We start from the raw sequence: 25606 nt of genomic DNA, 5'->3' as shown, positions 1-25606 counted from the left end.
ACAAACTGCATTCGACAACACACAATCGCTGTGTCAACCCTACCGGCACAACCGCCAAACTAGCCCTGCCGTTTCGGGAAAAACTGCACCACGTTCTCCCCTTGCGGCAACACCAATTTCTTCACGGCATGGCCGTACACGGTTTCAAGCGTGATGTTCAGACGGCCTTCGTTTTCAAAAATCTTATCCACACATTCCTTGGCCGCTTGCGGATTGCTGAACTTCAACGCATTCCACAATCCCAAGGTTTCCATGTCCTGCCAAAACGTTCCGGCTTTTTTATAGCTCAACTCAAGCTTGGCCGTGTCGGTTACCGGATCGTAAAAGCCGTTGTCGGCGAGCATATCGCCCAAGTCGTGCATATCAATCAGCGTGGGCGCTTCGCATTCGATGCCTTCATGGTTCAGACGGCCTGTCAGCCCGCTCAGGCTGTCGCGGCCAAAGTGCGTGAAAAACAATAATCCGTCGGTTTTCAAAGCAACGGCCCAGTTTTTCAATACCGGCAAAATATCGTCGGCGCGGCTGAGGCTGAGGTTGGCCCACAACATATCGGCGGATGCTTCGGGCAACGGCGCGGTCAGGGCTTGGCAATGCTGCGGGATGGTTTTGCCGGTCAGCTTCTGCCAGAAACCGCCTTTGCGCGCGGCGGCGGCGGTTTTCAAAAAGTCGGCATTCGGATCGTATTCTTCAAACACGGCGGCGGGATAACGCGCGGCCAGCAGGCTGCGGCTGATGTCGGCATCGGCACCAATCAGCATGATGCGTTTGGGTACATTGCGGACCAGCTGCAGGCGCTCGTCGGTGTCTTGGGCAAGATGGCGGTGAATCTGCCAGCGTTTGTCTTGTTCGGTCATGGTGGGTCGTGTCAGCGGGCTTTGCCCGACAATGTTTTTATGGTTTAAGGCTGTTTCAGACGGCCTTTTCGACAAAATTGCGGTAGGTTTCGGCGAATTCGTCGGCATGGCTTAAAAAGGGCGCGTGTGCGGCTTTGTCGATAAGGACCAGCTCGCTGTTGCTCAAATGGCGGTGTAAATATTCGCCCATGCGCGGCGGCGTGATGGCGTCTTTCTGTCCAAACACCAGCAATGACGGCGTTTGAATAAGCGGCAATAACGGACGCGCGTCGGCATGATTGACCGCTTCAAGCGCGGCCTGTAAGGCGGAAGGCGTGCCGCAGCGTGCCAAATCGGGCAGCACCCGGTTTAAGATTTCGCCCGAATGCGGCGTGTGCAGCAGTTGCAGTTGTAGAAACTGTTTAATATGTTTGGCATAATCCTGCTGGAATGCGCTGACCATCTTGCCCAAGGCAGGTTGCGCCAAACCTTCGGGATAATCCGTGTCGGCAGTCAATCGGGCAAAACTTGCCGTCAGGCAGAGCGATTGGATTTTGTCGGGATAAAGCGCGGTCAGATATAGGGCAACCAATCCGCCCAGCGACCAGCCGAGAATGTGTGCCGGCGTGTCGATTTGTCCGGCAAAGGCTTCGGCAACGGCGGCAATATCAAACGGTTCGGCAAAAGGCGCATCGCCGTGTCCGGGCAAATCCAGCGCGCGGACGTCCCAATCGGCAGGCAAACGCGGTATCAAATCGTCGAATACATGGCGGTTCGCCGCCCAACCGTGTATCAGATAAACTTTTTTGGTGGAGTGTGGCATGAATGTTCTTTCTTGGTGGCGCAGTTTGAAACAGCTCAATGCGCGACGTTGCGTATTATGCCACGATTCCGTTTCAGACGGCCTTTGCCGAGGCTGCGCAAACGATTTGACGGAATATTTTATCGACGCGGCACAAAGCTGCCCTTTGTGTTTCCGCCATATCACAGGCGGGGCAGTGTGCGGCAGTTGTCAGAAAAAGCCGCCCGCATTTGATAGAATGTGGGCCTCGCTGTATTACGAACCGCCCGTCAGCAGCATGATACGCGAGCTGAAACACTTGGCCGATTTGGGCATGAGCCGTCCGTTGGCGGATTTGATGTTCCAAAACGCACCGGACTGGCTGGCGACGGAACACTTCGATTTCGTCCTGCCCATGCCTTTGAGCAAAGAGCGGCGGCTCAAGCGCGGATTCAACCAAAGCGAGGCGTTGACGGATATTTTGGCAAAACGCTACGGCTGGACACTGCTGCCGCGCCACACGGTTTTCAGACGGCATGGCGAGCCGCAAAGTACGCTGAAAAGCGACGAACGTCTGCGAAATATCAAGAATGCATTTAAAATCAAAGCCGAATTGCCGAAGGCGTGTAATATTCTGTTAATTGATGATGTCTTCACTACCGGATCGACTTTAAACGAATTGGCGAAAACGCTGAAAAAATCAGGCGCAGGTAAGATTTTTTGCTGGAGTTTGGCACGGCCGCCAATGAAAAAATAGCTAAAATTTTTGACACCCATGGAACATTTCGGCATTATGCCACTCTATAAGTGATTGATTTATATGTTTACCATAGTTTTGTACCAACCCGAAATCCCGCCCAATACGGGCAATATCATCCGCCTGTGCGCCAATACCGGTGCCGATTTGCACTTGGTCAAACCGCTTGGGTTTCCGCTGGATTCGTCCAAAATGAAACGCGCGGGTTTGGATTATCACGAGTTTGCCAAACTGACGGTACATGAGAATTTCGATGATTGCCTCAAGGCACTCGAAGGCCGCCGCATTTTCGCGCTGACCACCAAAGGCTCTACCCGCCCCGACGAAGTTTCCTTCCGCGAAGGCGATGTATTGCTGTTTGGTCCCGAAACACGCGGCCTGCCTGCCGAAGTTCTCGACAACCTGCCTGCCGGACAAAAAATCCGCCTGCCGATGATGCCCGACAGCAGGAGCATGAATCTTTCCAATACCGTCGCCGTCATTTTGTTTGAAGCATGGCGACAAAACGGTTTTGCCGGCGGCGTATAACAGACCGTCTGAAACCGCTGCATTATCAACTCAAGAACGGAACCCGTTTTGACTTTTACTAAAAAAACCCTCCTTTCCCTAGCCGCCGCCACTATCGGCGTCCTTTCCATCAATGCCGCCGTCGCCGACAGCGTGGTCCGAGTCGAAAAACTGCATCCTTCTGCCAACCGCAGTTACAAAGTTGCCGGCAAACGCTACACGCCGCTGACCAAAGTTTCCTCTTTCAGCCAAACCGGCAAAGCCTCATGGTACGGCAGCCAATTCCACGGCCGTAAAACTTCCAGCGGCGAGCGTTACAATATGAACGCCCTCTCCGCCGCCCACAAAACCCTCCCTATTCCCAGCTACGCACGCGTGACCAATATGCAAAACGGCAAAAGCGTCATCGTCCGTGTCAACGACCGCGGCCCTTTCCACGGCAAACGCGTCATCGATGTTTCCAAAGCCGCCGCCCAACAATTGGGTTTCATCAACCAAGGCACGGCCAACGTCAAAGTTGAGCAGATCATCCCCGGCCAAACCGCCGCTCAAACCATTATTTCCCCAAACAACAAAGAATTTTTTGTTGATTTGAAATCCTTCGGTACCCAACGCGAAGCGCAAGCCTATTTGAACCAAACCGCACAAAGCCTGCCGTCCGACAGCAAAATCATGCTTGAAAAACGCAACTACGAATACGTTGTCAAAATGGGTCCGTTCAGCAGCCAAGAACGTGCCGCCGAAGCAGGCGAACGCGCCCGTCATCTGAACCTGGCATCCGCCATCTGATTTCGTCCGCGTTACCGCTGAAGTTTGATACAATACAAGGCCGTCTGAAACCCGATTGCAAGGTTTCAGACGGCCTTTTTTAATCACAGGGGAACACCATGATCAGCAGGCTCACAGGCAAATTGATTGAGAAAAATCCGCCGCAGGTCGTTATCGACATCAACGGCGTCGGTTATGAAGCCGACGTTTCCATGCAGACTTTCTACAACCTGCCCCCCATTGGCGAAACCGTCCATCTTTACACCCAACTTGTCGTCCGCGAAGACGCGCATTTATTGTTCGGCTTTGCATCAGCCGAAGAGCGCGCCACCTTCCGCCAACTGGTCAAAGTCAGCGGCATCGGTGCCAAAACCGCATTGGGCATTTTGTCGGCCATGAATGCCGACGAGCTGGCGCAAGCCATCGCCGAAGAAGACGTCAAACGCCTCTCCTCCGCCCCCGGCATCGGCAAGAAAACCGCCGAGCGCATGGTATTGGAACTGCGCGGCAAACTCGTGTCCCATACCGTTTCAGACGGCCTGTTTGCCCCTGCTGCCGTTGCCGACGAAAGCCAAGACATCATCAACACCCTGCTTGCCCTCGGCTACAACGAACGCGAAGCCAAAGCCGCCACCAAAGGTATTCCCAAAGGTACGGAAGTCGGCGAAGGCGTACGCCTGGCCTTGAAAAACCTGCTCAAATAAGGCCGTCTGAAACATGAAGGCATTGGCACTGAGCATCACCCTCTTGCTGAGCGCGTGCGTCTATACCGAGACTCCGTATGGGCGCACCGCCGTCTTGGACCTGCCCGTCCACTCGCAAACCACCGTCAACAAAACCGTGACCATCAACGCCCCGCCGGGAACGACCGTCATTTACCAAGACAGCCAACCCGTTCACAACAATCCGGCTTATCCCGTCTATCCGCACCGGGTTTACCGTTACGAATAGGCGTTGGCTTTCTTCCGGAGAAAATTTCGATTTGGACAAAACCGCCCCGCGCATCATCAGGATAATGATGGACAACTTGGAAAACCATCCCGACCTGCGCTGGAAATAATCAAGCCTTGGTAACAATGCCGTCTGAAACGAACAAACCCTTTCAGACGGCATCAAAATGACACAAAGCCTTCTTCTAAAAATACATATTCACTAAATTGCATTTTTAATTTCCCCTATCATCGCATGGATATTCTCTTGGTCAAAATGTCCGTTTTCTTCTGAATAAACTTCCAACAAATAATGTTCAATGAACGTTTTATCTGTCATCAACGATACATCTTTGGCAATGTCTTCATACGCCTCAAAATCATCTTCATGCCATGGATCATATTTGTCCATAATTTTTTGAATTTCATTTTTCATATCATTTACCTTCCAATATTTATTTACAATTAATAACAATACCATTCAAAATGTAAACTGCATTCTTCTCCGGCATTTTTGCAAATAAAAACCGAAAATCCCGCCATTTCCGCGAAAGCGGGAAACCGTTTTTTGAGTTCCAGTCATTCCTGATAAGGCTTTAACGTCGAGCTTTCGGATTCCCGCCTTTACGATAATAACGATGAGGGCATTTTCTGTTTTAATCTATTGCGGTTATATACATATGCGATTATTTTAGTTTGCTTACAAAACACTTCATGTTACATTCAAAAATTTAATGCACACGATATATTTTTTTAAGGAGAAACAGATGAATCAAACCGATACGCGGCGGGGCGGGCGATTTTTACGCACAGTCGAATGGCTGGGCAATATGTTGCCGCATCCGGTTACGCTTTTTATTATTTTCATTGTGTTATTGCTGATTGCCTCTGCCGTCGGTGCGTATTTCGGACTATCCGTCCCCGATCCGCGCCCTGTTGGTGCGAAAGGACGTGCCGATGACGGTTTGATTTACGTTGTCAGCCTGCTCGATGCCGACGGTTTGATCAAAATCCTGACGCATACCGTTAAAAATTTCACCGGTTTCGCGCCGTTGGGAACGGTGTTGGTTTCTTTATTGGGCGTGGGGATTGCGGAAAAATCGGGCTTGATTTCCGCATTAATGCGCTTATTGCTCACAAAATCCCCACGCAAACTCACTACTTTTATGGTTGTTTTTACAGGGATTTTATCTAATACCGCTTCTGAATTGGGCTATGTCGTCCTAATCCCTTTGTCCGCCATCATCTTTCATTCCCTCGGCCGCCATCCGCTTGCCGGTCTGGCTGCGGCTTTCGCCGGCGTTTCGGGCGGTTATTCGGCCAATCTGTTCTTAAGCACAATCGATCCGCTCTTGGCAGGCATCACCCAACAGGCGGCGCAAATCATCCATCCCGACTACGTCGTAGGCCCTGAAGCCAACTGGTTTTTTATGGTAGCCAGTACGTTTGTGATTGCTTTGATTGGTTATTTTGTTACTGAAAAAATCGTCGAACCGCAATTGGGTCCTTATCAATCAGATTTGTCACAAGAAGAAAAAGACATTCGGCATTCCAATGAAATCACGCCTTTGGAATATAAAGGATTAATTTGGGCTGGCGTGGTGTTTGTTGCCTTATCCGCCCTATTGGCTTGGAGCATCGTCCCTGCCGACGGTATTTTGCGTCATCCTGAAACAGGATTGGTTTCCGGTTCGCCGTTTTTAAAATCGATTGTTGTTTTTATTTTCTTGTTGTTTGCACTGCCGGGCATTGTTTATGGCCGGGTAACCCGAAGTTTGAGCGGCGAACAGGAAGTCGTTAATGCGATGGCCGAATCGATGAGTACTCTGGGGCTTTATTTGGTCATCATCTTTTTTGCCGCACAATTTGTCGCATTTTTTAATTGGACGAATATTGGGCAATATATTGCCGTTAAAGGGGCGACGTTCTTAAAAGAAGTCGGCTTGGGCGGCAGCGTGTTGTTTATCGGTTTTATTTTAATTTGTGCTTTTATCAATCTGATGATAGGTTCCGCCTCCGCGCAATGGGCGGTAACTGCGCCGATTTTCGTCCCTATGCTGATGTTGGCCGGCTACGCGCCCGAAGTCATTCAAGCCGCTTACCGCATCGGTGATTCCGTTACCAATATTATTACGCCGATGATGAGTTATTTCGGGCTGATTATGGCGACGGTGATCAAATACAAAAAAGATGCGGGCGTGGGTACGCTGATTTCTATGATGTTGCCGTATTCCGCCTTCTTTTTGATTGCTTGGATTGCCTTATTCTGCATTTGGGTATTTGTTTTGGGACTGCCCGTCGGTCCCGGTGCGCCCACATTCTATCCGGCACCTTAAATGCGATAAACAAAATGCCGTCTGAAAACCTATTTGCTGCTTTCAGACGGCATTTGTCTTTCTATCCTGTTATGCTGCTCCGGCCTCTTCCTTTTTTTCCGCTGCGGCAAGCGTGTCGGCAAGCAGGCGAATGCCGCTAAATATTCAGACGGCCCGGCTTGCGAAAAGATACAGAAAACCGGTTTGCCCAGAATGGCGTTTGAAAAGGAAAAATAAATATCAGGCCGTCTGAACCTTATGGCGACTGTGCTATAATCCGCACCTCATACAGGTCGGACAGACAGTCGCCGCGTATCGCGTAAGGCATACGGGGAGGAAAGTCCGGGCTCCATAGAGCAGAATGCCGGCTAACGGCCGGGCGCGGCAACGCGACGGAAAGTGGAACAGAAAGCAATACCGCCGATGATTGCCTTCGGGCAAAACAGGTAAGGGTGAAAAGGTGCGGTAAGAGCGCACCGTGCATTTGGTAACAAAGCGCAGCAGGCTAAACCCCATTCGGAGCAAGACCAAACAGAACGCGATGACGCTGCTCGCCGAGCGTTCGGGTAGGTTGCTTGAGCACACCAGCAATGATGTGCCTAGAGGAATGACTGTCCGCGACAGAACCCGGCTTACCGTCCGAGCTGTATGTCCCCATACCGCGGCAGGTTTTAAAAACCTGCCGCATTTTTATAGAAATATAGTGGATTAACTTTAAACCAGTACGGCGTTGCCTCGCCTTGCCATACTATCTGTACTGTCTGCGGCTTCGTCGCCTTGTCCTGATTTAAATTTAATCCACTATAAAAAGGCCGTCTGAAACCTGAATCTTGGTTTCAGACGGCCTTTTTTTAAACCGCTGTTTATGGACGGTATTCCGGTTTCATGCCGTTGGGCAGGAGCTGCCATACATAGCCGGTGGTTTTCATTTTGCCGGCCACTTCGCCTGCTTCGTCGCCATAGCCCCAGAAATAATCCACACGGACCGCGCCTTTAATCGCACTGCCGGTATCTTGCGCCATAATCAGGCGGTTGAGGGCTTTTTTGGTGGTCGGGTGGGCAGTGGCGACAAATAATGGTGCGCCAAGCGTGATGTAGTGACGGTCGATGGCACCGGCGTATTCGCCCATCAACGGCGTACCCAATGCGCCTACCGGGCCGGAATCACTGCTGCCGGTCAGCTCGCGGAAGAAGACGTAGCTTGGGTTTTGTCCCAAAACTTCGGCAAGGCGGCCGGGGTTTTGCTTCATATAGGCCTTGATGCCCTGCATGCTGGTCTGACCCAGCGGCAGATAGCCTTTGTCCGCCATATAGCGGCCGATGGAAACATACAGATGTTCGTTTTTATCGGCAAATCCGACGCGGATGTATTTGCCGGACGGCGTTTTCAGACGGCCTGAACCTTGAATGTGCATAAAGAAAAGTTCGACCGGATCATCTGCATAACCCAAAATCGGCGCTTTGCCGTTAAGCGCGCCGCCGTTGATTTGGCTGCGGGTGTGGTAAGGAACAAAACGGCTGCCTTCAAAACGGCCTTTCAGCGCAGTGCTGCGTGCTGTAATCGGGAATCTGGACAAATCGGCCATGTATGTGCCGCTATTGTCGATGACGCCGCTGTTTTGGCCGGTTTGGCGGATGCGGACGGTGGCTTTGCTGCCTCTCAAGTTTGCAGCCAGCGGAACGGAAACAAAATCGTTCGGAATGCCGTAAATAGGGAAACGGGATTGGCTTGTGGGCTTGTCGTCGCCGTGCAGAACCGGTTCGTAATAGCCGGTAATGGTGCCGGCAGGATTGCCGCCGTTATCGACGCGCCATGCGGTGAAATAGCGCTCGAAAAAGTGCTTGGCTTGGAAATGGTGCGCCGGCGTTTGCATGGCTTGGATACAAACGTCCTGCCAGCCTTGGCGGTTTTTGAGTTTTTCACAGCCTAAGCGGAAAGATTGCAAGCTTTTGGCGAAGTGTTGGGTGCTCCAGTGCGGCAGTTCGTTGTAGGAAACAACGGTGTAGTTTGCTCCTCCCCCGCTCACTGTCGTACCGATGGGATCAGGCGTACCGGTGGGGCGGTCAGGGCCTTTGATAACGCTGGTGTCGATTTCGGGAAGATTTTTAATGCTTTTGCTCGGGCAGGCGGCAAGAATGGCTGCGGCAATGCTGACGAGCGTGATGCGGTACAGATGTTTTTTCATGGAATCAATAGCGTGTCGAAAGGCCGTCTGAAAAATAGTTTTCAGACGGCCTATGTTGGAAAGTGCTGATTTTAACACAAAAAAGCCATTTATCGGCGTGGCGGTAATTTGACGACAACCGTATCGGCCAGCATATCGTAGAGCGTGCGGCGGTCGCGTTTGACGGAGAAGAGCATGATGAAGTTGATGAAAGCCATAAGCAGAGAAACCAAATCTCCACCCGTTTCATTTACTGCCAACATTACTGCAATGACTATAATACCGACAATAAATGACCAAGCCACTTCGCGTATCAAAACCGTACCACCAAAACCCGGATTGCTACCGTCACTTTTTAACACCCGGATACCCATAATTTTTTTACCTAAAGACTGACCGTACCGGCTCATGTAATACAGTTGGAAGATACCAAAAACCAAATAGACAGCCAAAGAAATAAAAAATGTTATGGCAAAATATTCAGGGGGATTAGAAAGAGAAGACTCCGAAACCAATTCTTTGCTTTCATCAAAAGTGAAAACTACCATCACAATGAATGGTACCCATATCAAAACATTAAACAAATTATTCAACAAATATGCCGCAACCCTCGCCCCCGGCGAAGCAATATGGACATCCACTACTTCCGTTTTAGGAAAATCCGACAAATTGATTTCGCTCATTTAACCTTCCTCTGTGCTATTTAATGAGATGCAATTTCATTGCCATCTTAACCTATTTTTCCATCATTCTAAAAAATTTCGATAAAAACCTTTACATTTTCCGCAGACGGCGTTAAAACACTTGTTTTCCCCTTTGTTATAGTGGGTTAACAAAAATCTGAACAAAGCGGCAGGCAATGCCGTTCCGATTTTTGTTAATGCACTATAAAACTTATCAGGATTTTCTTCTCAAGGAGTAGCATATGAAAGTAGGTTTCGTCGGCTGGCGCGGCATGGTCGGTTCGGTTTTGATGCAGCGTATGCAAGAAGAAAACGACTTCGCCCACATTCCCGAAGCGTTTTTCTTTACCACTTCCAACGTCGGCGGCGCTGCCCCTGATTTCGGTCAGGCAGCCAAAACATTGTTGGATGCCAACGATGTTGCCGAATTGGCAAAAATGGACATCATCGTTACCTGCCAAGGCGGCGATTACACCAAATCCGTATTCCAAGCCCTGCGCGACAGCGGCTGGAACGGCTACTGGGTTGACGCGGCTTCTTCCCTGCGCATGAAAGACGATGCGATTATCGTCCTCGACCCTGTCAACCGCAACGTTATCGACAACGGCCTCAAAAACGGCGTGAAAAACTACATCGGCGGCAACTGTACCGTTTCTCTGATGCTGATGGCTTTGGGTGGCCTGTTCCAAAACGATTTGGTTGAATGGGCAACCAGCATGACCTACCAAGCCGCTTCCGGCGCGGGTGCGAAAAACATGCGCGAACTCATCAGCGGCATGGGCGCGATTCACGCCAAAGTGGCAGACGAGCTTGCCGATCCTGCCGGCTCGATTCTCGACATCGACCGCAAAGTGTCCGATTTCTTGCGCAGCGAAGACTATCCGAAAGCCAACTTCGGCGTACCGCTCGCCGGCAGCCTGATTCCGTGGATTGACGTGGACTTGGGCAACGGCCAATCCAAAGAAGAATGGAAGGGTGGTGTGGAAACCAACAAAATCCTCGGCCGTAGCGATAATCCGACCGTAATCGACGGCTTGTGCGTACGCATCGGCTCTATGCGCTGCCACAGCCAAGCCCTCACCCTGAAGCTGAAAAAAGACCTGCCCGTTTCCGAAATCGAAGCCATCTTGGCAGGTGCAAACGACTGGGTGAAAGTCATCCCTAACGAAAAAGAAGCCAGCATCCACGAGCTGACACCCGCCAAAGTTACCGGCACGCTGTCTGTTCCTGTCGGCCGTATCCGCAAACTGGAGATGGGCGGCGAATACATCAGCGCATTCACTGTCGGCGACCAACTCTTGTGGGGTGCTGCCGAGCCGTTGCGCCGCGTATTGCGCATTATCTTGGGCAGCCTGTAATTTAGGTTGGCATGAAAAAAGCAACGGTTTGAGCCGTTGCTTTTTTTGTCACAACAAGGCCGTCTGAACCTTTCAGACGGCCTTTTTCCTATTCTTTCTTACCGGCCAAACCGATTTCTTTGGTGGAATCGCCAACTTTGATTTGCGCCTTACCGGCAATTTCTTCAGCCTGCGGACCGAAGAGTTTCAAATCATAATGGCCGTTTTCCACTCTATTCAAACTGGTTTTACCGCTGATGGTGGCTTTATTGTCAACATTGACAATACCTGCGGCAAGCAGGTCGACATTATTGTCGGGAGCCATGCTGCTGATTTTGCCGTGACCTTGTTTTTTATCGAAATCGACGGTGTATTTCAGACGGCCGCTGTTGTCATCGCCGTTAAACGCAATACCCGAATACTGATAGCTGCCTTGTTTGGGTAAATTGTGATATGCAGTTTCATCGCCTTGGACTTCGCCGACGGTGAATGTGTATGTATCGAGGTTTTGCAGCTTGCCCGCTTTATCGGCTTTTTGTTTGGCGTAACGCGCGGCAACAGTGGAATAATTTTGTTTATACACTTGGAAGTCGCCCATTTCCAAAGTGATGACTTGGCCGTTTACCTCAATTTTTTTTTGGGCGTAGTCGTAAGAAGATACTTTATCGGTTTTCAAAAAGCCGGTATCGAGTTTGCCGCCTTTTTGCAGGGTTTGCGTTTTACCGTTGGCCGTCAGCTCCAACGTACCGTTTTCAGGGACGGATTCGTTCAATTCAACGGACAACACGCCTTTCGGATGCGTATTGAGCGGTTCGGTCACGGCATTCGACAAGCCGCTTGTTGCGCCGCCGCAGGCAGCCAACATCAAAGACAGGGAAGCAGTCAAAGCAGAAATGCGGAGGGTTTTCATTATTTTTTTCCTTTTTATTTGGTATGATATTTATTATACCTAAAAAAATGAACAATAAATGATTTTTGTCAAAATTAAGCATTTTAAATATCTATTTCATAAATGTTGAAACATTTTTAAAACAACGGATATTCCGTTAATCCAGCATCCCTTCCGCTATAATCATTTTATTTTACAAACGGATTTCATTATGCCGAAAATCACCCTTATCGCCGCCTATGCCGCCCGCCGCTGTATCGGCATCAACAACACCATGCCTTGGCATTTGCCCGAGGATTTTGCCTTTTTCAAATCCTACACCACCGGCAAACCCGTCATTATGGGCCGCAAAACATGGGAATCTCTGCCGCGCAAGCCATTGCCCGGCCGTCAAAATATCGTCATCACCCGCCAAGATTATCAGGCCGAAGGTGCGCAAACGGCGGCTTCTTTGGAAGATGCGCTGGCTTTGTGTCAGGGGGTTGAAGAAGTCATCATCATGGGCGGCGCGCAAATTTATGCACAAGCCCTGCCGATTGCCACGGATTTGCGTTTGACCGAAGTCGGTTTGGATGTGGACGGCGATGCGTTTTTTCCTGAATTCTCCGCAGAAACATGGCAAGAAGCCTCTCGGGAAAACCATGTTTCCACCAAAGGTATCGAATACGCGTTTGTGCATTATGTGAAGGCATAATCCGACAATGCAAAGGCCGTCTGAAACCCTGTTTTTCAGGTTTCAGACGGCCTTTTTTATCTCGTTTGTTTACGGCATACCGTTTAAGCCGTTTTGTTCTTCAAAGGCAGCTTGATATGCGGTTTGGCCGGTTTGGGCGCTTCTTTCAGTCCAAGTTCGATTTGCTGCTCTTCGCTCAACAAATTGCTCCAGTCGCCTTTTTTATACCAGTCGCGGCCGTCCAACTCAATGGGATGTTGGATACGTTCGCAACCGTTGCCGCATTGCAAATCGTCTTCTTTGCAGTATTTGTCGCAACCCCAGCAGATACGCTCGGGATTTTTCGGGAAAATGGGAAATTTCTTGGCCATGGTGTTCTTCTTTTGTTTGTGTGCGGTACGGACAGAATTATAAGTGATTTGAATGGGGCCGGCGGCGGGTTTATCGTGTTTTACGCTGATTTTTTAAGATGTGTTAACCTTTCAGACGGCCTATACTGTAAAAACTATCCCTATGCGGTACAACAAGAGGAGCCTATATGAACATATGCCGTCTGAAGCCTGAATTTGTCGAACCTTTAGCCCTCGCGCTGTTTGAGGAATGGCACGATTTTGCGCCGTGGTCGTCTCTGGACAAAATCCGTGCGTATTACGCGCAGTGCCTTAATGGGGATGACTTGCCGCTGGCGTTTGCGGCTGTGGATAACGAAGGGCGGCTGATGGGTTCGGCGGCATTAAAGCGGTTTGATATGGCGTGTTTTCCCGAATACGAATATTGGCTGGGAGATGTGTTCGTTTTACCGCAGTTTCGCGGTTTGGGCGTAGGCAGGCAGCTGGTTTCGTTTTGCCTGGATAAAGTACGCGAACTGGGGTTGCCGCATCTGTTTCTCTATACGCCGGATGTGCAGGCCGTGTATGAAAAGTTCGGCTGGAAAGAAATCACCCAGACTTGGCACAACGGGGAAACCGTATCCGTCATGAAATTGGATTTATAGCTTAAAAAGAATAAAAGGCCGTCTGAATATTTGGTTTCAGACGGCCTTTTTTTTAAATTATCCACAACTACCCTATCCGTTTAAACGGCGGTAGACAGGCCAATAATTGTTGGCCGTAGCGTTGCGTTTTGACGCGGTTGTCGAGGATGGTTACGCGGCCGTAGTCTTGCTCGGTGCGGATGAGGCGGCCGACGGCTTGGATGAGTTTGATGCCGGCTTCGGGGACGGTGATTTCGATGAAGGGGTTGCCGCCGCGCTGTTCTATCCAGCGGTTTTGGGTTTTCTCGATGGGGTTGTCGGGCATCGCAAACGGCAGCTTGGCGATGATGACTTGCACGCAGGCGGTGCCGGGCAGGTCGAGTCCTTCGGCAAAGCTGTCGAGTCCGAAGATGATGCTGGCTTTGCCTTCTTCTATGGCACGGTGGTGTTTTTGCAGGAGGACGGCTTTGGGCAATTCGCCTTGTACGAGCAGAAGCGGCAAGTATTCGTCAGGCAGTCGTAAGGCGACATCCTGCATTTGCTTGCGCGAGGAAAACAACACCAGCGTGCCGATGGCTTCAACCGGCGAAACCAGCTTCGGCAACCATTCGACAATGGCGGCCGTATGCGCATCAGGGTCTTTGGGGCTGGCGTATATGGGAGGGATGTAGAGTTCTCCCTGTTTTTCAAAGTTAAAGGGGCTTTTGAGGGCGAGGGTGGTGGTTTCGGGCAGCCATTGCAGCCCGGTTTGGCGCAGCATCAGGTTAAAGTTGCCCAAGGATTGCAGGGTGGCGGAGGTCAACACTGCGCCTGCCGCGCGCCGCCACAGGCTGTTGGCAAGGTGGGACGCGCTGCTGATGGGGCTGGCGTTGAAAATATAGTCGTTTTTGTCGTCGGCGCGGCGGGTTATCCATTTTGCCAGCGGTTCTTCGTCCTCGAGGGGGACGGTGGAGAGCAAATCCCAAACCGCACTGATTTGTTCGATACGGGCGATAAAAAGGCCGAACTCGCCGGTCAGGCGGTCGAGGAGCGCGCCGTCCTGTTCTTTTTCGCGGCGCGCGGCGGAAAGCGCATCGTTCAGCCCGATAACGTGTTTGAGCAGGCTGCGCGCGGCAACGGCCGTATTGGAAACGGTGGTTTCGAGGCCTTCGGGGATTTTGCCGTCTTCCCACAGCCAAGTCGGTTCGCTGTTGGTTCGCCTGTCGTTTTCAGACGACCCTAAGCTTAAAGACGGCTCTTCCGCCAAATGGAACTGCCATTCGTGCAGGCTGTCGAGCAAGGATGCGGCGGCTTCGTCGGCAAGGTTGGCAAGTTCGGCTTTATCGGTCAGCGCGGCAATTTTGCCGGTAAGCTGCGGCAGTTTTTCCAGCGTCCAAACGGCAATATTCCATGAATGCTCGGCGGCAAAGCGGTTGAGGGCTTTTTTGGGCAGGTGGTGCGCTTCGTCGATGCAATAGAAACTGTTTTCGGGTGCGGGCAGAATCACGCCGCCGCCCATGCTGATGTCGGCAAGCAGAAGATCGTGGTTGGCAACGACGACATCGACGGTTTCCAACATATCGCGTGCCAGGTAGAACGGGCATTCGGCGCGGTTGGGACAGGCGGCTTTCAGGCAGCCGTGGCGGTCGTTGGTAACTTTGAGCCAAATCGCGTCATCGATTTTTTCCGGCCAAGTGTCGCGGTCGCCGTTGAACCGTCGGGCGGAAAATTCGTCGGCGATGTCGCGCAGCAGCTTCAATTCTTCCGGCTTGGGCTTGCTGTCCCACAACACTTCCGGAGCTTCAAAGCCCGTCAGGTTTTGCTGGGCGTTGCTTTGCGTGAGTTGATAGAGTTTGTAGGGGCAGAGATAGCGGCCGCGTCCTTTGGCAAGCGCGAAGCTCAGATCCAAACCGCTTTTTTCGACCAGAAACGGCAGGTCGCGGTCAACCAACTGCTCCTGCAAAGCCACCGTCGCGCTGCTGACGATCAGCCGTTTGCCGCGCGTTTGCGCCATGATGCCGCCGGCTAAAAGATAGGCCAACGATTTACCCACACCGGTCGGCCCTTCGATCACGGCAATGCTCTCGCCCTCGCGTTTGGGCGCTTCTTCGCCTTCTTCACGCGTCAACGTCCGCGAAAAAGCGTTGGCAACCGCCGCAATCATTTCCCGCTGCGAAGCGCGCGGACGGAAACCGGGCAGGTTTTTGCCGATATTTTGGTAATGGTCGCGGATGGCGTTTTTTTCTAAGTCGGTGAGCATTGAGGCCGTCTGAATGGGTTTGCAAGAATAGCGTATTTTAGCATTTTTACCTTCATGAAGCCTTCGTAAAGTCTTACTCTATTTTAGGGTTTGGCATTTTGATGGCAATGGACGAACCGCAAAGGCATAATCGGTTTTAATCAAGCAAAAGGCCGTCTGAAACTTTAGCCGCACTGATGCAGGGGCACCCACAATTTTTGCTTGTCGGATTTGTTTTTCTCGTAGCGGTTCCACGCTTTTTCGTGAAAATAAAAGACGACGGTATTGACGATGGGCTCGACCAAAGCAACCGCGCTGGAAACACCGATACTGCCGGTCAGAATATAGGCGACACCAAATGCGACGCTGAAATGCAAAATAGCAAATGTAATGGTTTTAATCATGCTGTTTTCCTGATACATTGATGTTTTAATCGCTACATAATAATTATTATCAACTAACGCGTATATTTTAAATCCTTTATCCTGATTTAGATTTTATAAATCGATATTTTATTTTTGATAGGAATTTTATGAACCCACTCCATATTATCGTCCTCGACCGCAATACCCTCGTCAACCGCCCGTTTGATTTTGATTTTCCACATACATTGAGCAGCTACGGCACAACCGAAGCGCACGAAACCTTAGAGCGTATCCGCGGCGCAGACATTGTGATTACCAACAAAGTCGTGATTTCCGCCCAAGCATTTGCCGAAAATCCACAACTCAAGCTGGTTGCCGTTACCGCGACAGGCGTCAACAATGTGGACGTTGAGGCGGCCAAACAAAACGGCACGGCAGTGTGCAATATCCGCGCTTACGGCAATGAATCCGTGGCGGAACACGCGTTTATGATGATGATTACCCTGATGCGCAACCTGCCTGCCTATCAGCGCGACGTTGCGGCAGGCTTGTGGGAAAACTCGCCGTTTTTCTGCCACCTCGGCGCACCGATGCGCGATTTAAACGGTAAAACGCTGGCGATTTTCGGTCGCGGCAATATCGGTAAAACGCTGGCAACTTATGCTCAGGCTTTCAAAATGAATGTCGTGTTCGCCGAACATAAAAATGCCCAAAGCGTCCGCGACGGCTATGTTTCCTTTGACGAAGCCATCCGCTCTGCCGATGTTGTATCGCTTAATTGCCCGCTCACGCCGCAAACGGCCAACATGATAGGCGAAGCCGAATTGCAGCAAATGAAACCCGGCGCCATCCTCATCAACTGCGGACGCGGCGGTTTGGTTGATGAAGCCGCTTTGGTTGCGGCGTTGAAATACGGCCAAATCGGCGGGGCAGGTTTTGACGTATTGACACAAGAGCCGCCGCGCGACGGCAACCCTCTGCTGAAAGCCAGACTGCCCAACCTCATCGTCACGCCACACATTGCATGGGCAAGCCAAGAGGCCGCCAACCGCCTGTTTGACATCCTTTTGGACAACATCAACCGCTTTGTGGCCGGTAATCCGCAAAATCTGGTTTAATCTATGGAAAACCTGTTGATAAGGTTGTGAACAATTTTAAAGGCCGTCTGAAATATTCAGACAGCCTTTATTAATCCTTATTTATTTCATAAAGTTATCTATTAAATACTTTAAATTGTTTCATTCTTCATTGTGGATAACCCTATAAAAAGGCCGTCTGAAATACTCAGACGGCCTTTTATTTGCTCAGGCAAATTAAATATCGTATGTGGTTGAAGCAGTATCGCCGCCTTTGCCTGTCCAGTTGGTATGGAAGAACTCGCCGCGCGGTTTGTCGGTACGCTCGTAAGTGTGCGCGCCGAAGTAGTCGCGTTGCGCTTGCAACAGGTTGGCCGGCAGACGCTCGGAAGTATAGCCGTCAAGAAAGGTAATGGCAGAAGCCATGCAAGGCATCGGAATACCGCACTCGATCGCTTTGGCCACCACTTTACGCCATGCAGGCAGACAGGTTTCCAACACGCCTTTGAAATAAGGATCGGAACCCAAGAACACCAAATCAGGATTGGCTTCGTATGCGTCACGGATGTTGCCCAAGAACGCACTGCGGATGATACAGCCTTCTCGCCACAAGAGGGCAGTATTGCCATAATTCAATGCCCAATCATTGTTTTCGCTGGCTTCGCGGATCAGCATAAAGCCTTGTGCATAAGAAATGATTTTGGATGCCAACAGGGCTTGGCGCAAAGCATCCACCCATGCGGATTTGTCGCCTTCAATCGGGGTAATGGTTTTGCCAAACAGGCTGTTTGCTTGGGCGCGTTGGTCTTTAAACGCGGACACGCAACGTGCAAATACGGCTTCGGAAATCAGGGTCAACGGGATACCCAAATCGAGGGCATTGATGCCGGTCCATTTGCCTGTACCTTTTTGACCTGCGGTATCGAGGATTTTTTCGACCAAAGGTTCGCCGTTTTCATCTCTATAACCCAAAATCGCGGCGGTAATTTCAACCAGATAAGAATCCAGTTCGGTTTTGTTCCATTCGTTGAAGATTTGGTGCATTTCGTCATAAGACAGGCCCAAACCGTCTTTCATGAATTGGTACGCTTCGCAAATCAACTGCATGTCGCCGTATTCGATGCCATTGTGCACCATTTTGACGAAGTGGCCCGCACCGTCGCGGCCAACCCAGTCGCAGCAAGGCTCGCCTTGAGGCGTTTTGGCGGAGATGGCTTGGAAAATCGGTTTAACAGCAGGCCATGCGGCTTCATCGCCGCCGGGCATGATAGAAGGGCCGTGACGCGCGCCTTCTTCGCCACCGGAAACGCCCGCGCCGATAAAACGGATGCCTTTTGCCGCCAGCTCGTGGGTGCGGCGAGTAGAATCGGGATAGTTGGCGTTGCCGCCGTCAATAATGATGTCGCCTTGTTCCAAAAGCGGAACGAGTTGCTCGATAAAATCGTCAACAACAGAACCAGCGCGCACCATCATCATGATTTTGCGTGGTTTTTCTAATTTATCAACCAAATCTTGCAGTGAATATGCGCCGATAATATTGGTATTTTTGGCTGCGCCGTTTAAAAAATCATCTACTTTGCTGGTCGTACGGTTGAATGCGACAACTCTAAAACCGTTGTCGTTCATGTTGAGAATCAGGTTTTGCCCCATCACGGCAAGGCCGATAACGCCAATGTCGCCTTTCATTTGGTGAAACTCCATTATTGATTAAATTTATCAAGCGTAACTCTAGCTGATTTACAACTTTTTAACAATTCTTAACTTTTTAATTTTTTGAAAAGATGCCTTTACGTTCCAGACGGCCTTTTTCTTTGGGAAAACAAACTATAAATTAGATTTTAAATAATAAATAGAAGATGATATTGAGTGCTGCCCCAGCTTGTTGATAACTTTGATTACAAAAGATTTTCAAATACTTAGTTGATATTTTTTGATGAGGATAAAGTAAGGTCGGCCTTGTTTGCAGATGTGGATAAAATTTTCCTGCTGCTCCATTCTGTGGGTAACTTTTTGCCTGTGCACAATCTTAGCTTGTTTTATACTTCTCCAATTGGAACTGATTGACTAGAGAAATAGTCAAATGGTTTTTTATTTCAAGCTATTTTCATATTTCCTTTTGTTTAAGTTGGAAAAAGGCTGTCTGAAAATATTTCAATAAGGGTGTGTATATGAAGTTTTCCTTTAGTATTAACCTGTTATCCGTTTTGATTTTGGCCGCTTGTGCGCAACAGCCGGTTCAAAAGCCTCAAGTTGCCCTGTCCTCCGTATCTGTGGATAACCATGCGCCGGAGCAAGGAACAGGGCTGACGGAACAGAAATTAATCCGCGCCAAACATTATATGGCGGCGTCTGCCAATCCGCTGGCAACTGAAGCCGGTTATGAAATTTTGAAGCGCGGCGGCAGCGCGATAGATGCGATGATTGCCATGCAGACAACTTTGGGACTGGTTGAGCCGCAGTCTTCTGGATTGGGCGGCGGTGCGTTTTTGGTGTATTGGGATAATAAAGCGAAAAAGCTGACGACGTTTGATGCCCGTGAAACAGCGCCGAAAGCGGCAACACCGGAACTTTTCTTGGACGAAAACGGCAAACCGATGGGCTTTATGAAAGCAGTGGTCGGCGGCCGTTCGGTCGGTGTGCCGGGGATTCCGAAGCTGCTGGAAGATGTCCATAAGCGTTACGGCAAATTGCCGTGGGCAAGTTTGTTTAAGAAACCGATTACTTTGGCGGAACAAGGTTTTGCCGTTTCTCCGCGTATGGCGAAATCCATCGAGCAGAATCTAGAACCCTTGCAACGTTATCCGCAAACCGCCGCCTATTTCCTGCCTGACGGTAAGCCTTTGGCAGCGGGAACGGTGTTGAAAAACCCTGAATTTGCGCGTTCCGTACGCCTGTTGGCGGAAAAAGGCAGTGCGCCGTTTTATCAGGGAATGCAGGCGCAGAATATTGTCCGTGCCGTTACCGGTGCTGTGGATAATCCCGGCAAAATCAGTATGGCGGATTTGAAAAACTATCAAGTTATCGAGCGTCAACCGGTTTGTGCGCCCTATCGTGAATACGAAGTTTGCGGCATGGGCGCGCCAAGTTCCGGCGCCATCGCTTTGGGGCAGATTTTGGGCGTATTGCAGAATCAGGATATGAAGGCATTGGGGTCGGAAAATATCCACAGTTGGCGCTGGATAGGCGATGCGTCGCGGATTGCGTTTGCCGACCGCGATTATTATGTCGGCGATCCTGCGTTTGTGAATGTTCCGACCCGAGCCATGATTTCTCAGGCTTATTTGAAACCGCGTGCCGAAGAAATCCGCAAAGCTGATAAGGCATTGGAAACTATTCAGGCAGGCAAGTTCGGCAAGGAATACGCACAAGGCATGGCGGTCGAGCTGCCGTCCACCAGCCATTTGGTGGTTGTGGATAAAGACGGCAACGTTGTATCGATGACGACTTCGATTGAAAACGCATTTGGTTCGGGGCTGATGGCAAACGGCTATCTGCTCAACAACGAATTAACTGATTTTGCCTTCAACCCTGTTGGTGAGGACGGTAAAACCGTTGCCAACAGCGTGGCGGGCGGCAAACGGCCGCGTTCTTCGATGGCGCCGACCATTGTGATGAAAGATGGCAAGCCTTATCTGGCGGTCGGTTCGCCCGGTGGCAGCCGCATCATCGGCTTCGTCGCCAAAACGCTGGTGGCGCATATCGACTGGGGTATGGACATTCAGACGGCAATTTCACTGCCGAATATGCTCAATCGCGGCAGCCAGTATGAGATTGAGGATAAAACAGCGGCTGCGGATAAAGCGGCTGCGTTGGAAAAATTAGGCTACAAAGTCCAAATCCGCGATTTGAATTCCGGCGTACAAGGCATTGTGATCGGCAAAGACGGTTTGCTCGGCGGCGCCGACCCGCGCCGTGAAGGTAGGGTCATGGGCGATTGATTTTATCGGTTTGACATGCAAAGGCCGTCTGAAACCTAGTTGTTCAGACGGCCTTTTAGTTTGGGAAAATATATGGATAAGATGTGTATAAGAATAATGTTAAATTTTAATATTTTTATTTTTCAATAAGATAAAAGGGATAGATATGTGGATAATTACTTGTGGAAAATGACATGATTTAGGCCGTCTGAAAGGTTCAGACGGCCTTTTCATTGGACTGCTTTATCTATTTTCTATCAGGCTGCCGGCAACTCATGAAAAGCGGTGGGCAAGTCTTCGTCATCGGCAAACTCAACCCATTCGTAAGTACTTTCATCTGCCAAAACGGCGCGCAACAGCGCATTATTGATGGCATGGCCTGATTTGTAACCTTCAAATGCGCCGATAATCTGATGGCCGACAATGTATAAATCGCCAATCGCATCAAGGATTTTGTGGCGGACAAATTCATCGGGATAGCGCAAACCTTCCGGATTCAAAACATCCATGTCGTCAATCACGATGGCGTTGTTCAAATTGCCGCCCAGCCCGAGATTGTGGGCGCGCATCATTTCTACTTCATGCATAAAGCCGAAGGTGCGCGCGCGCGCGATTTCGTCGATGTAGGACTTGCCCGCGAAATCGATTTCAAAAGTAGGCGAGCTACGGTTGAAAACCGGATGGTCGAATTCGATGGTCAGCGTCACTTTAAAGCCGTCATACGGCGTAAAGCGCACCCATTTGCCCGCTTCTTTGACTTCGACAGGCTTGAGGATTTTCAAAAACCGCTTTTGCGCCTTTTGATCGACAACGCCCGCATCTTGCAAAAGATAAATAAACGGCAGGCTGGAGCCGTCCATAATCGGGATTTCGGGCGCGTTCAACTCAATCAGCGCATTGTCGATGCCGTAGGCGGACAGTGCCGACATAATGTGTTCAATCGTGCCGATGCGCACGCCTTTATCGGTAACGATGGTTGAAGAGAGGCGGGTATCGTTAATCAAATAAGGATTCAATTTGATTACTTCGCCCATTTCTCCACTTAAATCAGTACGTCGGAACGAAATACCGCTGTTTTCTTCGGCAGGATGCAAAGTCAGAGCGACCCTTTCGCCCGAATGCAGGCCAACGCCGGTAACGCTTACTGATTTGGCTAAAGTCCGTTGCAGCATAATTGCTTCCTTTTAAAAAGTCTGATGGATATGATACGTTAAAAAGGAAAAAACAAGCCATCATTTTTAATAGTATTTGCCAATATGGATGTTTTGCGGGTGTGAATTTCAAAATTTTAATTATCCACAATAGTATGTGAAATTGAAGTGGGTAATTTGGGTTTTATCCACAGATAAATAGGAAAACTAAGTTTCTATCCTTTTTTATTCCGGCATTCAGTTGAGATTGGCCTCAAAGATAAAAAGTAATTATCGAATTGGTTTTAAAGAAAGTTATTCCGTTATCCACAGATAGTTTGGTTCTTCATCAAAATCATCATTTTAAAAATTAAAATATTATGATTTGAAGAAAACACTGAATTATCAACACAAAAATGGCAAAATATGGAAAAATAGAACTAAGTTTATGATTTTCATAAACTTATGAAACTTTTAAGATTGGAAAACGGTTTTTATGAAATAAAATATCAAAATCTAGGACTAATCCGATTTGCCTGATATTTTCCTACAAACAAGAATTTCATGTTTTCTTTATTTAAATCAAACAACTTAAAAGTAATTATCTGTAATCCTAGAAAGTAATTTTATTTCAGGATACAATGGCCTTACTGAAAAATTTTTCCCATTCCATCTAATTAGGAGTAGCAAAATGAGTATTAAAGTAGCGATTAATGGTTTTGGCCGCATCGGTCGTCTGGCATTGCGTCAAATTGAAAAAGCCCAAGGTATCGAAGTCGTTGCTGTTAACGACTTGACTCCTGCCGATATGCTGCTGCACCTCTTTAAATACGACAGTACTCAAGGCCGCTTTGAAGGCTCTGCCGAATTGAAAGATGATGCGATTGTTGTTAACGGCAAAGAAATCAAAGTATTTGCCAATCCTAATCCTGAAGAATTGCCTTGGGGCGAGCTGGGTGTGGACGTTGTCCTCGAATGTACCGGTTTCTTTACCAGTAAAACCAAAGCTGAAGCCCATATCCGTGCCGGTGCGCGCAAAGTTGTGATTTCTGCTCCTGGCGGCAATGATGTAAAAACCGTTGTGTACGGCGTAAACCAAGATATTTTGGACGGCAGCGAAACCGTTATTTCAGCCGCTTCTTGTACGACTAACTGTTTGGCCCCTATGGCTGCGGTATTGCAAAAAGAGTTCGGTATTGTTGAAGGCCTGATGACCACTATCCATGCTTATACCGGCGACCAAAACACCCTTGACGCGCCGCACCGCAAAGGCGACTTCCGCCGCGCCCGTGCCGCTGCCTTGAATATCGTACCGAACAGCACTGGTGCCGCGAAAGCCATCGGCTTGGTCATTCCTGAATTGAACGGCAAACTTGATGGTTCTGCCCAACGCGTTCCTGTTGCTACCGGCTCTTTGACCGAACTGGTTTCTATTCTCGAACGCCCTGTTACCAAAGAAGAAATCAATGCAGCCATGAAAGCCGCCGCCAGCGAGTCTTACGGCTACACTGAAGATCAAATCGTTTCTTCCGACGTTATTGGTATTGAATACGGCTCACTTTTCGATGCAACTCAAACCCGCGTGATGACAGTTGGCGACAAACAATTGGTGAAAACTGTTGCTTGGTACGACAATGAAATGTCTTACACTTGCCAATTGGTTCGTACCTTGGAATTCTTTGCCAGCAAAATCTAAAGGATAACAGGTTGAATCAATCAGTCTGTGGATAATTCAAAGGCCGTCTGAATATTTCAGACGGCCTTTTGTGTGTAGATAGATTCAATTTGCAATCAGGTTGTGGATAGTTTAATCACTGTGGCACATTTGTTTTCTATCCTAAACTGTACTTCATAATCTGCAATATTCATCACATAAATCCGTTCGGGAATATCTTGATAGGCAGGACGAGGATCTTGGGCGATGCTTTGCTCAATGAGATGTTTTTTTTCTGTGGATAAATGTTCCGCAAGCGTACTTTCTGCCCAGACTACGCTCAATTCTTCAGGTTTGCCGCTGACAAAGCCTGATGATGCGTCAGGTTTGGATTCGACAAAGGGGATGTAGGGTTTGATATCCACTACCGGAGTACCGTCCAACAGGTCTGCACCGCTGCAATAGATGCGGACAGGTTTGCCTGTTTCGATGCGTTCGAGTTTCAGCAGGGATAAACCGAGATGATTGGGGCGGTGCGGGCTGCGCGTAGCAAATACGCCCATTTTTTGTTTGCCTCCAAGCCGTGGCGGACGCACCATTTGCGCCCAACCTTCATCCAATACGCCGTGGAAAATAAAACTTATCCACACATAGTCGAAATCTTCCAAGCCCCGAACGCTGTCTGCGGTAAATTCAGGAGTGAGTTCAATGCAAATTTCTGCCGCAGGAACCAAACCGGGTTGGCGGGCTATGCCGAATTTTTGTTTGTAGGGGGAATGAACGGTTGCAATAGGCGTAATCGAATAGGACATAATTTGTGGATAAATATTCTGTGCAAACTGTCATCATATCACAGATGTTTTCCCACATTTTGCGGTAGTAATTTGTTATAATACAAAGCATTTATTCCAAATGTCCGGATATTGGCAATAAATGCTCAATTTAAATAATATAAAATAAAATCAATAGGTTAAGTTAATCCATGATTGTTTCTATCGATGTAGATGCACAAAAAACGTTTACGCCTTTGTGCCCGAAAGAATTGCCTGTTGCCGAAGGTCATCTGATTGCGGATGAACTTAATGCCCAAGCTGCATTGGCGGATTTGCGTGTGATGACGAAAGATGCGCATCATGCCGCGGCAAAATGGCTTGTGGATAATCCTGTTGATATGTTGAAACCGACGGGTTTGCCCGATGCGGATTTGACTTGGGTGTCGCATGCGATGGTTGGAACATATGGCTATGAATTGTTGGATGGCCTGCCTTCAGCCAAAGAATATGATTATTGCGTTTGGAAAGGCGTCGATCCTGAGTTACATCCCTACGGCGCATGTTTTCACGATATTGAAGAAAAGCTCAGTACAGGTTTGATCGAATGGTTGCGCTGTCAAAATGCAGATATGGTCATTGTCGGCGGTTTGGCAACGGATTATTGTGTGAAGACAACGGTTTTACAGTTGCTTAAAGGCGGGGCTTGGAAAGTCATCGTCAATCAGGCGGCTTGTCGCGGCATTGCTCCAGAAACGGTTGAATCTGCATGGCAGGAAATGCATTCTGCCGGAGCAGTTATTTTAGAAAACGCTGAAGAAATAAAAAAATACATTAATAATCAATAAATTATATTTAAAATTCTG

General features: G+C 49.2%; 25 protein-coding genes, 1 other RNA gene and 2 pseudogenes. 15 read left to right on the top strand and 13 right to left on the bottom strand.

What is annotated here, in order from left to right:
- Positions 1-59: 59 nt before the first annotated feature.
- A complete protein-coding gene (locus FAH67_RS09595; protein WP_112890713.1) occupies positions 60-854 on the bottom strand; it encodes a class I SAM-dependent methyltransferase in 795 nt (264 codons plus the stop codon).
- A 55-nt stretch (positions 855-909) separates the two neighbouring features.
- Complete coding sequence (gene bioH / locus FAH67_RS09590; RefSeq protein ID WP_003682404.1) at positions 910-1656, bottom strand: pimeloyl-ACP methyl ester esterase BioH; 747 nt, start codon at positions 1654-1656, stop codon at positions 910-912.
- Here bioH and FAH67_RS09585 point away from each other — a divergent pair.
- From FAH67_RS09585 to FAH67_RS09560, 6 genes and pseudogenes are all read left to right on the top strand, one after another.
- The gene (locus FAH67_RS09585) at positions 1655-2371 is read left to right on the top strand and encodes a ComF family protein (protein WP_039864384.1); all 717 of its coding nucleotides are present in this window, start codon (positions 1655-1657) and stop codon (positions 2369-2371) included. The genes bioH and FAH67_RS09585 overlap by 2 nt on opposite strands.
- A 63-nt stretch (positions 2372-2434) precedes the next feature.
- Positions 2435-2899, top strand: coding sequence for a tRNA (uridine(34)/cytosine(34)/5-carboxymethylaminomethyluridine(34)-2'-O)-methyltransferase TrmL (gene trmL / locus FAH67_RS09580; protein ID WP_003682402.1), 465 nt, complete (start codon positions 2435-2437; stop codon positions 2897-2899).
- Positions 2900-2947: 48 nt separating this feature from the next.
- The gene (locus FAH67_RS09575) at positions 2948-3667 is read left to right on the top strand and encodes a septal ring lytic transglycosylase RlpA family protein (protein WP_003682399.1); all 720 of its coding nucleotides are present in this window, start codon (positions 2948-2950) and stop codon (positions 3665-3667) included.
- 98 nt (positions 3668-3765) lie between these two features.
- On the top strand, positions 3766-4350 hold the full coding sequence (gene ruvA, locus FAH67_RS09570; protein WP_003682396.1) for a Holliday junction branch migration protein RuvA: 585 nt from the start codon (positions 3766-3768) through the stop codon (positions 4348-4350).
- Between the two features lie 13 nt (positions 4351-4363).
- On the top strand, positions 4364-4597 hold the full coding sequence (locus FAH67_RS09565; RefSeq protein ID WP_039864381.1) for a hypothetical protein: 234 nt from the start codon (positions 4364-4366) through the stop codon (positions 4595-4597).
- A 1-nt stretch (position 4598) separates the two neighbouring features.
- Positions 4599-4706 (top strand): annotated as a pseudogene (locus FAH67_RS09560) (multidrug efflux system transcriptional repressor MtrR); the annotation flags it as partial.
- A gap of 92 nt (positions 4707-4798) precedes the next feature.
- Here FAH67_RS09560 and FAH67_RS09555 read toward each other — a convergent pair.
- Positions 4799-5011 (bottom strand): hypothetical protein, encoded by a 213-nt coding sequence (locus tag FAH67_RS09555; RefSeq protein ID WP_039864380.1) that lies wholly within the window; start codon positions 5009-5011, stop codon positions 4799-4801.
- Between the two features lie 331 nt (positions 5012-5342).
- On the opposite strand from FAH67_RS09555, the gene mtrF reads away from it, so the two are divergent.
- Both mtrF and rnpB read left to right on the top strand, forming a co-directional pair.
- Positions 5343-6911 carry an AbgT family antimetabolite efflux transporter MtrF gene (gene mtrF, locus FAH67_RS09550; RefSeq protein WP_115287658.1) on the top strand — a complete coding sequence of 523 codons (1569 nt, stop codon included), beginning with the start codon at positions 5343-5345 and terminating at the stop codon, positions 6909-6911.
- A gap of 268 nt (positions 6912-7179) precedes the next feature.
- Positions 7180-7541, top strand: an RNA gene (gene rnpB, locus FAH67_RS09545) — RNase P RNA component class A.
- A 26-nt stretch (positions 7542-7567) separates the two neighbouring features.
- On the opposite strand, the pseudogene FAH67_RS11910 reads toward rnpB, so the two are convergent.
- From FAH67_RS11910 to FAH67_RS09535, 3 genes and pseudogenes are all read right to left on the bottom strand, one after another.
- Positions 7568-7696: pseudogene (locus FAH67_RS11910) on the bottom strand (IS5/IS1182 family transposase); the annotation flags it as partial.
- A gap of 57 nt (positions 7697-7753) precedes the next feature.
- Positions 7754-9076, bottom strand: coding sequence for a murein transglycosylase A (mltA, locus tag FAH67_RS09540; RefSeq protein ID WP_003682383.1), 1323 nt, complete (start codon positions 9074-9076; stop codon positions 7754-7756).
- Positions 9077-9165: 89 nt separating this feature from the next.
- A complete protein-coding gene (locus tag FAH67_RS09535) occupies positions 9166-9738 on the bottom strand; it encodes an RDD family protein (RefSeq protein WP_003682381.1) in 573 nt (190 codons plus the stop codon).
- 242 nt (positions 9739-9980) lie between these two features.
- Between FAH67_RS09535 and asd the strand changes: the two genes are divergently transcribed.
- A complete protein-coding gene (gene asd / locus FAH67_RS09530) occupies positions 9981-11096 on the top strand; it encodes an aspartate-semialdehyde dehydrogenase (protein ID WP_003682379.1) in 1116 nt (371 codons plus the stop codon).
- Between the two features lie 88 nt (positions 11097-11184).
- Here the strand turns inward: asd and FAH67_RS09525 are convergent, their stop codons facing one another.
- Positions 11185-11985 (bottom strand): factor H-binding protein, encoded by an 801-nt coding sequence (locus FAH67_RS09525; protein WP_003682377.1) that lies wholly within the window; start codon positions 11983-11985, stop codon positions 11185-11187.
- A 190-nt stretch (positions 11986-12175) separates the two neighbouring features.
- Here FAH67_RS09525 and FAH67_RS09520 point away from each other — a divergent pair, with 190 nt between their 5' ends.
- Entirely contained in the window at positions 12176-12658 is a 483-nt protein-coding gene (locus FAH67_RS09520; RefSeq protein WP_003682374.1) for a dihydrofolate reductase, read from the top strand.
- An 83-nt stretch (positions 12659-12741) separates the two neighbouring features.
- Here FAH67_RS09520 and FAH67_RS09515 read toward each other — a convergent pair whose 3' ends face one another.
- Positions 12742-13008, bottom strand: a complete 267-nt coding sequence (locus FAH67_RS09515) for a DUF3079 domain-containing protein (protein ID WP_003686685.1) — start codon at positions 13006-13008, stop codon at positions 12742-12744.
- A 167-nt stretch (positions 13009-13175) separates the two neighbouring features.
- Between FAH67_RS09515 and FAH67_RS09510 the strand changes: the two genes are divergently transcribed.
- A complete protein-coding gene (locus FAH67_RS09510; RefSeq protein WP_003682370.1) occupies positions 13176-13631 on the top strand; it encodes a GNAT family N-acetyltransferase in 456 nt (151 codons plus the stop codon).
- A 67-nt stretch (positions 13632-13698) separates the two neighbouring features.
- Here FAH67_RS09510 and dinG read toward each other — a convergent pair whose 3' ends face one another.
- Positions 13699-15849: an ATP-dependent DNA helicase DinG gene (gene dinG, locus FAH67_RS09505; RefSeq protein WP_003682368.1), complete on the bottom strand. Its 2151-nt coding sequence runs from the start codon at positions 15847-15849 to the stop codon at positions 13699-13701.
- A gap of 164 nt (positions 15850-16013) precedes the next feature.
- The gene (locus FAH67_RS09500; protein WP_100066443.1) at positions 16014-16232 is read right to left on the bottom strand and encodes a DUF2061 domain-containing protein; all 219 of its coding nucleotides are present in this window, start codon (positions 16230-16232) and stop codon (positions 16014-16016) included.
- Positions 16233-16360: 128 nt separating this feature from the next.
- Between FAH67_RS09500 and FAH67_RS09495 the strand changes: the two genes are divergently transcribed.
- The gene (locus tag FAH67_RS09495; protein ID WP_039864375.1) at positions 16361-17311 is read left to right on the top strand and encodes a D-2-hydroxyacid dehydrogenase; all 951 of its coding nucleotides are present in this window, start codon (positions 16361-16363) and stop codon (positions 17309-17311) included.
- A 195-nt stretch (positions 17312-17506) separates the two neighbouring features.
- Here FAH67_RS09495 and gnd read toward each other — a convergent pair whose 3' ends face one another.
- Positions 17507-18955 (bottom strand): decarboxylating NADP(+)-dependent phosphogluconate dehydrogenase, encoded by a 1449-nt coding sequence (gnd, locus tag FAH67_RS09490; protein WP_039864373.1) that lies wholly within the window; start codon positions 18953-18955, stop codon positions 17507-17509.
- 482 nt (positions 18956-19437) lie between these two features.
- On the opposite strand from gnd, the gene ggt reads away from it, so the two are divergent.
- Positions 19438-21207: a gamma-glutamyltransferase gene (gene ggt, locus FAH67_RS09485; RefSeq protein ID WP_003682360.1), complete on the top strand. Its 1770-nt coding sequence runs from the start codon at positions 19438-19440 to the stop codon at positions 21205-21207.
- Between the two features lie 236 nt (positions 21208-21443).
- Here the strand turns inward: ggt and lpxC are convergent, their stop codons facing one another.
- A complete protein-coding gene (lpxC, locus tag FAH67_RS09480; protein WP_003682358.1) occupies positions 21444-22358 on the bottom strand; it encodes a UDP-3-O-acyl-N-acetylglucosamine deacetylase in 915 nt (304 codons plus the stop codon).
- A 649-nt stretch (positions 22359-23007) separates the two neighbouring features.
- Here lpxC and gap point away from each other — a divergent pair.
- Positions 23008-24012, top strand: coding sequence for a type I glyceraldehyde-3-phosphate dehydrogenase (gene gap / locus FAH67_RS09475; RefSeq protein ID WP_003682356.1), 1005 nt, complete (start codon positions 23008-23010; stop codon positions 24010-24012).
- Between the two features lie 95 nt (positions 24013-24107).
- On the opposite strand, the gene tsaA is transcribed toward gap, so the two are convergent.
- The gene (gene tsaA, locus FAH67_RS09470; protein WP_003682355.1) at positions 24108-24782 is read right to left on the bottom strand and encodes a tRNA (N6-threonylcarbamoyladenosine(37)-N6)-methyltransferase TrmO; all 675 of its coding nucleotides are present in this window, start codon (positions 24780-24782) and stop codon (positions 24108-24110) included.
- 170 nt (positions 24783-24952) lie between these two features.
- Between tsaA and FAH67_RS09465 the strand changes: the two genes are divergently transcribed.
- The gene (locus FAH67_RS09465) at positions 24953-25588 is read left to right on the top strand and encodes a nicotinamidase (RefSeq protein WP_003682353.1); all 636 of its coding nucleotides are present in this window, start codon (positions 24953-24955) and stop codon (positions 25586-25588) included.
- Positions 25589-25606 lie beyond the last annotated feature (18 nt).

Source organism: Neisseria flavescens (assembly GCF_005221285.1).
GTDB classification, from domain to species: domain Bacteria; phylum Pseudomonadota; class Gammaproteobacteria; order Burkholderiales; family Neisseriaceae; genus Neisseria; species Neisseria flavescens.
Note: the sequence above shows the minus strand (reverse complement) of the source record. Positions and strands in the feature narration are given on the sequence as shown.

What these genes read in the sequence shown, in the direction of transcription:
- lpxC (WP_003682358.1), bottom strand. Translation starts at nt 22,358, where the DNA reads ATGCTGCAACGGACTTTAGCCAAATCAGTAAGCGTTACCGGCGTTGGC.
- FAH67_RS09495 (WP_039864375.1), top strand. Translation starts at nt 16,361, where the DNA reads ATGAACCCACTCCATATTATCGTCCTCGACCGCAATACCCTCGTCAAC.
- ruvA (WP_003682396.1), top strand. Translation starts at nt 3,766, where the DNA reads ATGATCAGCAGGCTCACAGGCAAATTGATTGAGAAAAATCCGCCGCAG.
- FAH67_RS09565 (WP_039864381.1), top strand. Translation starts at nt 4,364, where the DNA reads ATGAAGGCATTGGCACTGAGCATCACCCTCTTGCTGAGCGCGTGCGTC.
- trmL (WP_003682402.1), top strand. Translation starts at nt 2,435, where the DNA reads ATGTTTACCATAGTTTTGTACCAACCCGAAATCCCGCCCAATACGGGC.
- FAH67_RS09465 (WP_003682353.1), top strand. Translation starts at nt 24,953, where the DNA reads ATGATTGTTTCTATCGATGTAGATGCACAAAAAACGTTTACGCCTTTG.
- bioH (WP_003682404.1), bottom strand. Translation starts at nt 1,656, where the DNA reads ATGCCACACTCCACCAAAAAAGTTTATCTGATACACGGTTGGGCGGCG.
- FAH67_RS09525 (WP_003682377.1), bottom strand. Translation starts at nt 11,985, where the DNA reads ATGAAAACCCTCCGCATTTCTGCTTTGACTGCTTCCCTGTCTTTGATG.
- mltA (WP_003682383.1), bottom strand. Translation starts at nt 9,076, where the DNA reads ATGAAAAAACATCTGTACCGCATCACGCTCGTCAGCATTGCCGCAGCC.
- gnd (WP_039864373.1), bottom strand. Translation starts at nt 18,955, where the DNA reads ATGAAAGGCGACATTGGCGTTATCGGCCTTGCCGTGATGGGGCAAAAC.
- dinG (WP_003682368.1), bottom strand. Translation starts at nt 15,849, where the DNA reads ATGCTCACCGACTTAGAAAAAAACGCCATCCGCGACCATTACCAAAAT.
- FAH67_RS09595 (WP_112890713.1), bottom strand. Translation starts at nt 854, where the DNA reads ATGACCGAACAAGACAAACGCTGGCAGATTCACCGCCATCTTGCCCAA.
- asd (WP_003682379.1), top strand. Translation starts at nt 9,981, where the DNA reads ATGAAAGTAGGTTTCGTCGGCTGGCGCGGCATGGTCGGTTCGGTTTTG.
- FAH67_RS09535 (WP_003682381.1), bottom strand. Translation starts at nt 9,738, where the DNA reads ATGAGCGAAATCAATTTGTCGGATTTTCCTAAAACGGAAGTAGTGGAT.
- FAH67_RS09555 (WP_039864380.1), bottom strand. Translation starts at nt 5,011, where the DNA reads ATGAAAAATGAAATTCAAAAAATTATGGACAAATATGATCCATGGCAT.
- FAH67_RS09520 (WP_003682374.1), top strand. Translation starts at nt 12,176, where the DNA reads ATGCCGAAAATCACCCTTATCGCCGCCTATGCCGCCCGCCGCTGTATC.
- FAH67_RS09585 (WP_039864384.1), top strand. Translation starts at nt 1,655, where the DNA reads ATGAATGTTCTTTCTTGGTGGCGCAGTTTGAAACAGCTCAATGCGCGA.
- mtrF (WP_115287658.1), top strand. Translation starts at nt 5,343, where the DNA reads ATGAATCAAACCGATACGCGGCGGGGCGGGCGATTTTTACGCACAGTC.
- FAH67_RS09515 (WP_003686685.1), bottom strand. Translation starts at nt 13,008, where the DNA reads ATGGCCAAGAAATTTCCCATTTTCCCGAAAAATCCCGAGCGTATCTGC.
- ggt (WP_003682360.1), top strand. Translation starts at nt 19,438, where the DNA reads ATGAAGTTTTCCTTTAGTATTAACCTGTTATCCGTTTTGATTTTGGCC.
- FAH67_RS09510 (WP_003682370.1), top strand. Translation starts at nt 13,176, where the DNA reads ATGAACATATGCCGTCTGAAGCCTGAATTTGTCGAACCTTTAGCCCTC.
- gap (WP_003682356.1), top strand. Translation starts at nt 23,008, where the DNA reads ATGAGTATTAAAGTAGCGATTAATGGTTTTGGCCGCATCGGTCGTCTG.
- FAH67_RS09500 (WP_100066443.1), bottom strand. Translation starts at nt 16,232, where the DNA reads ATGATTAAAACCATTACATTTGCTATTTTGCATTTCAGCGTCGCATTT.
- tsaA (WP_003682355.1), bottom strand. Translation starts at nt 24,782, where the DNA reads ATGTCCTATTCGATTACGCCTATTGCAACCGTTCATTCCCCCTACAAA.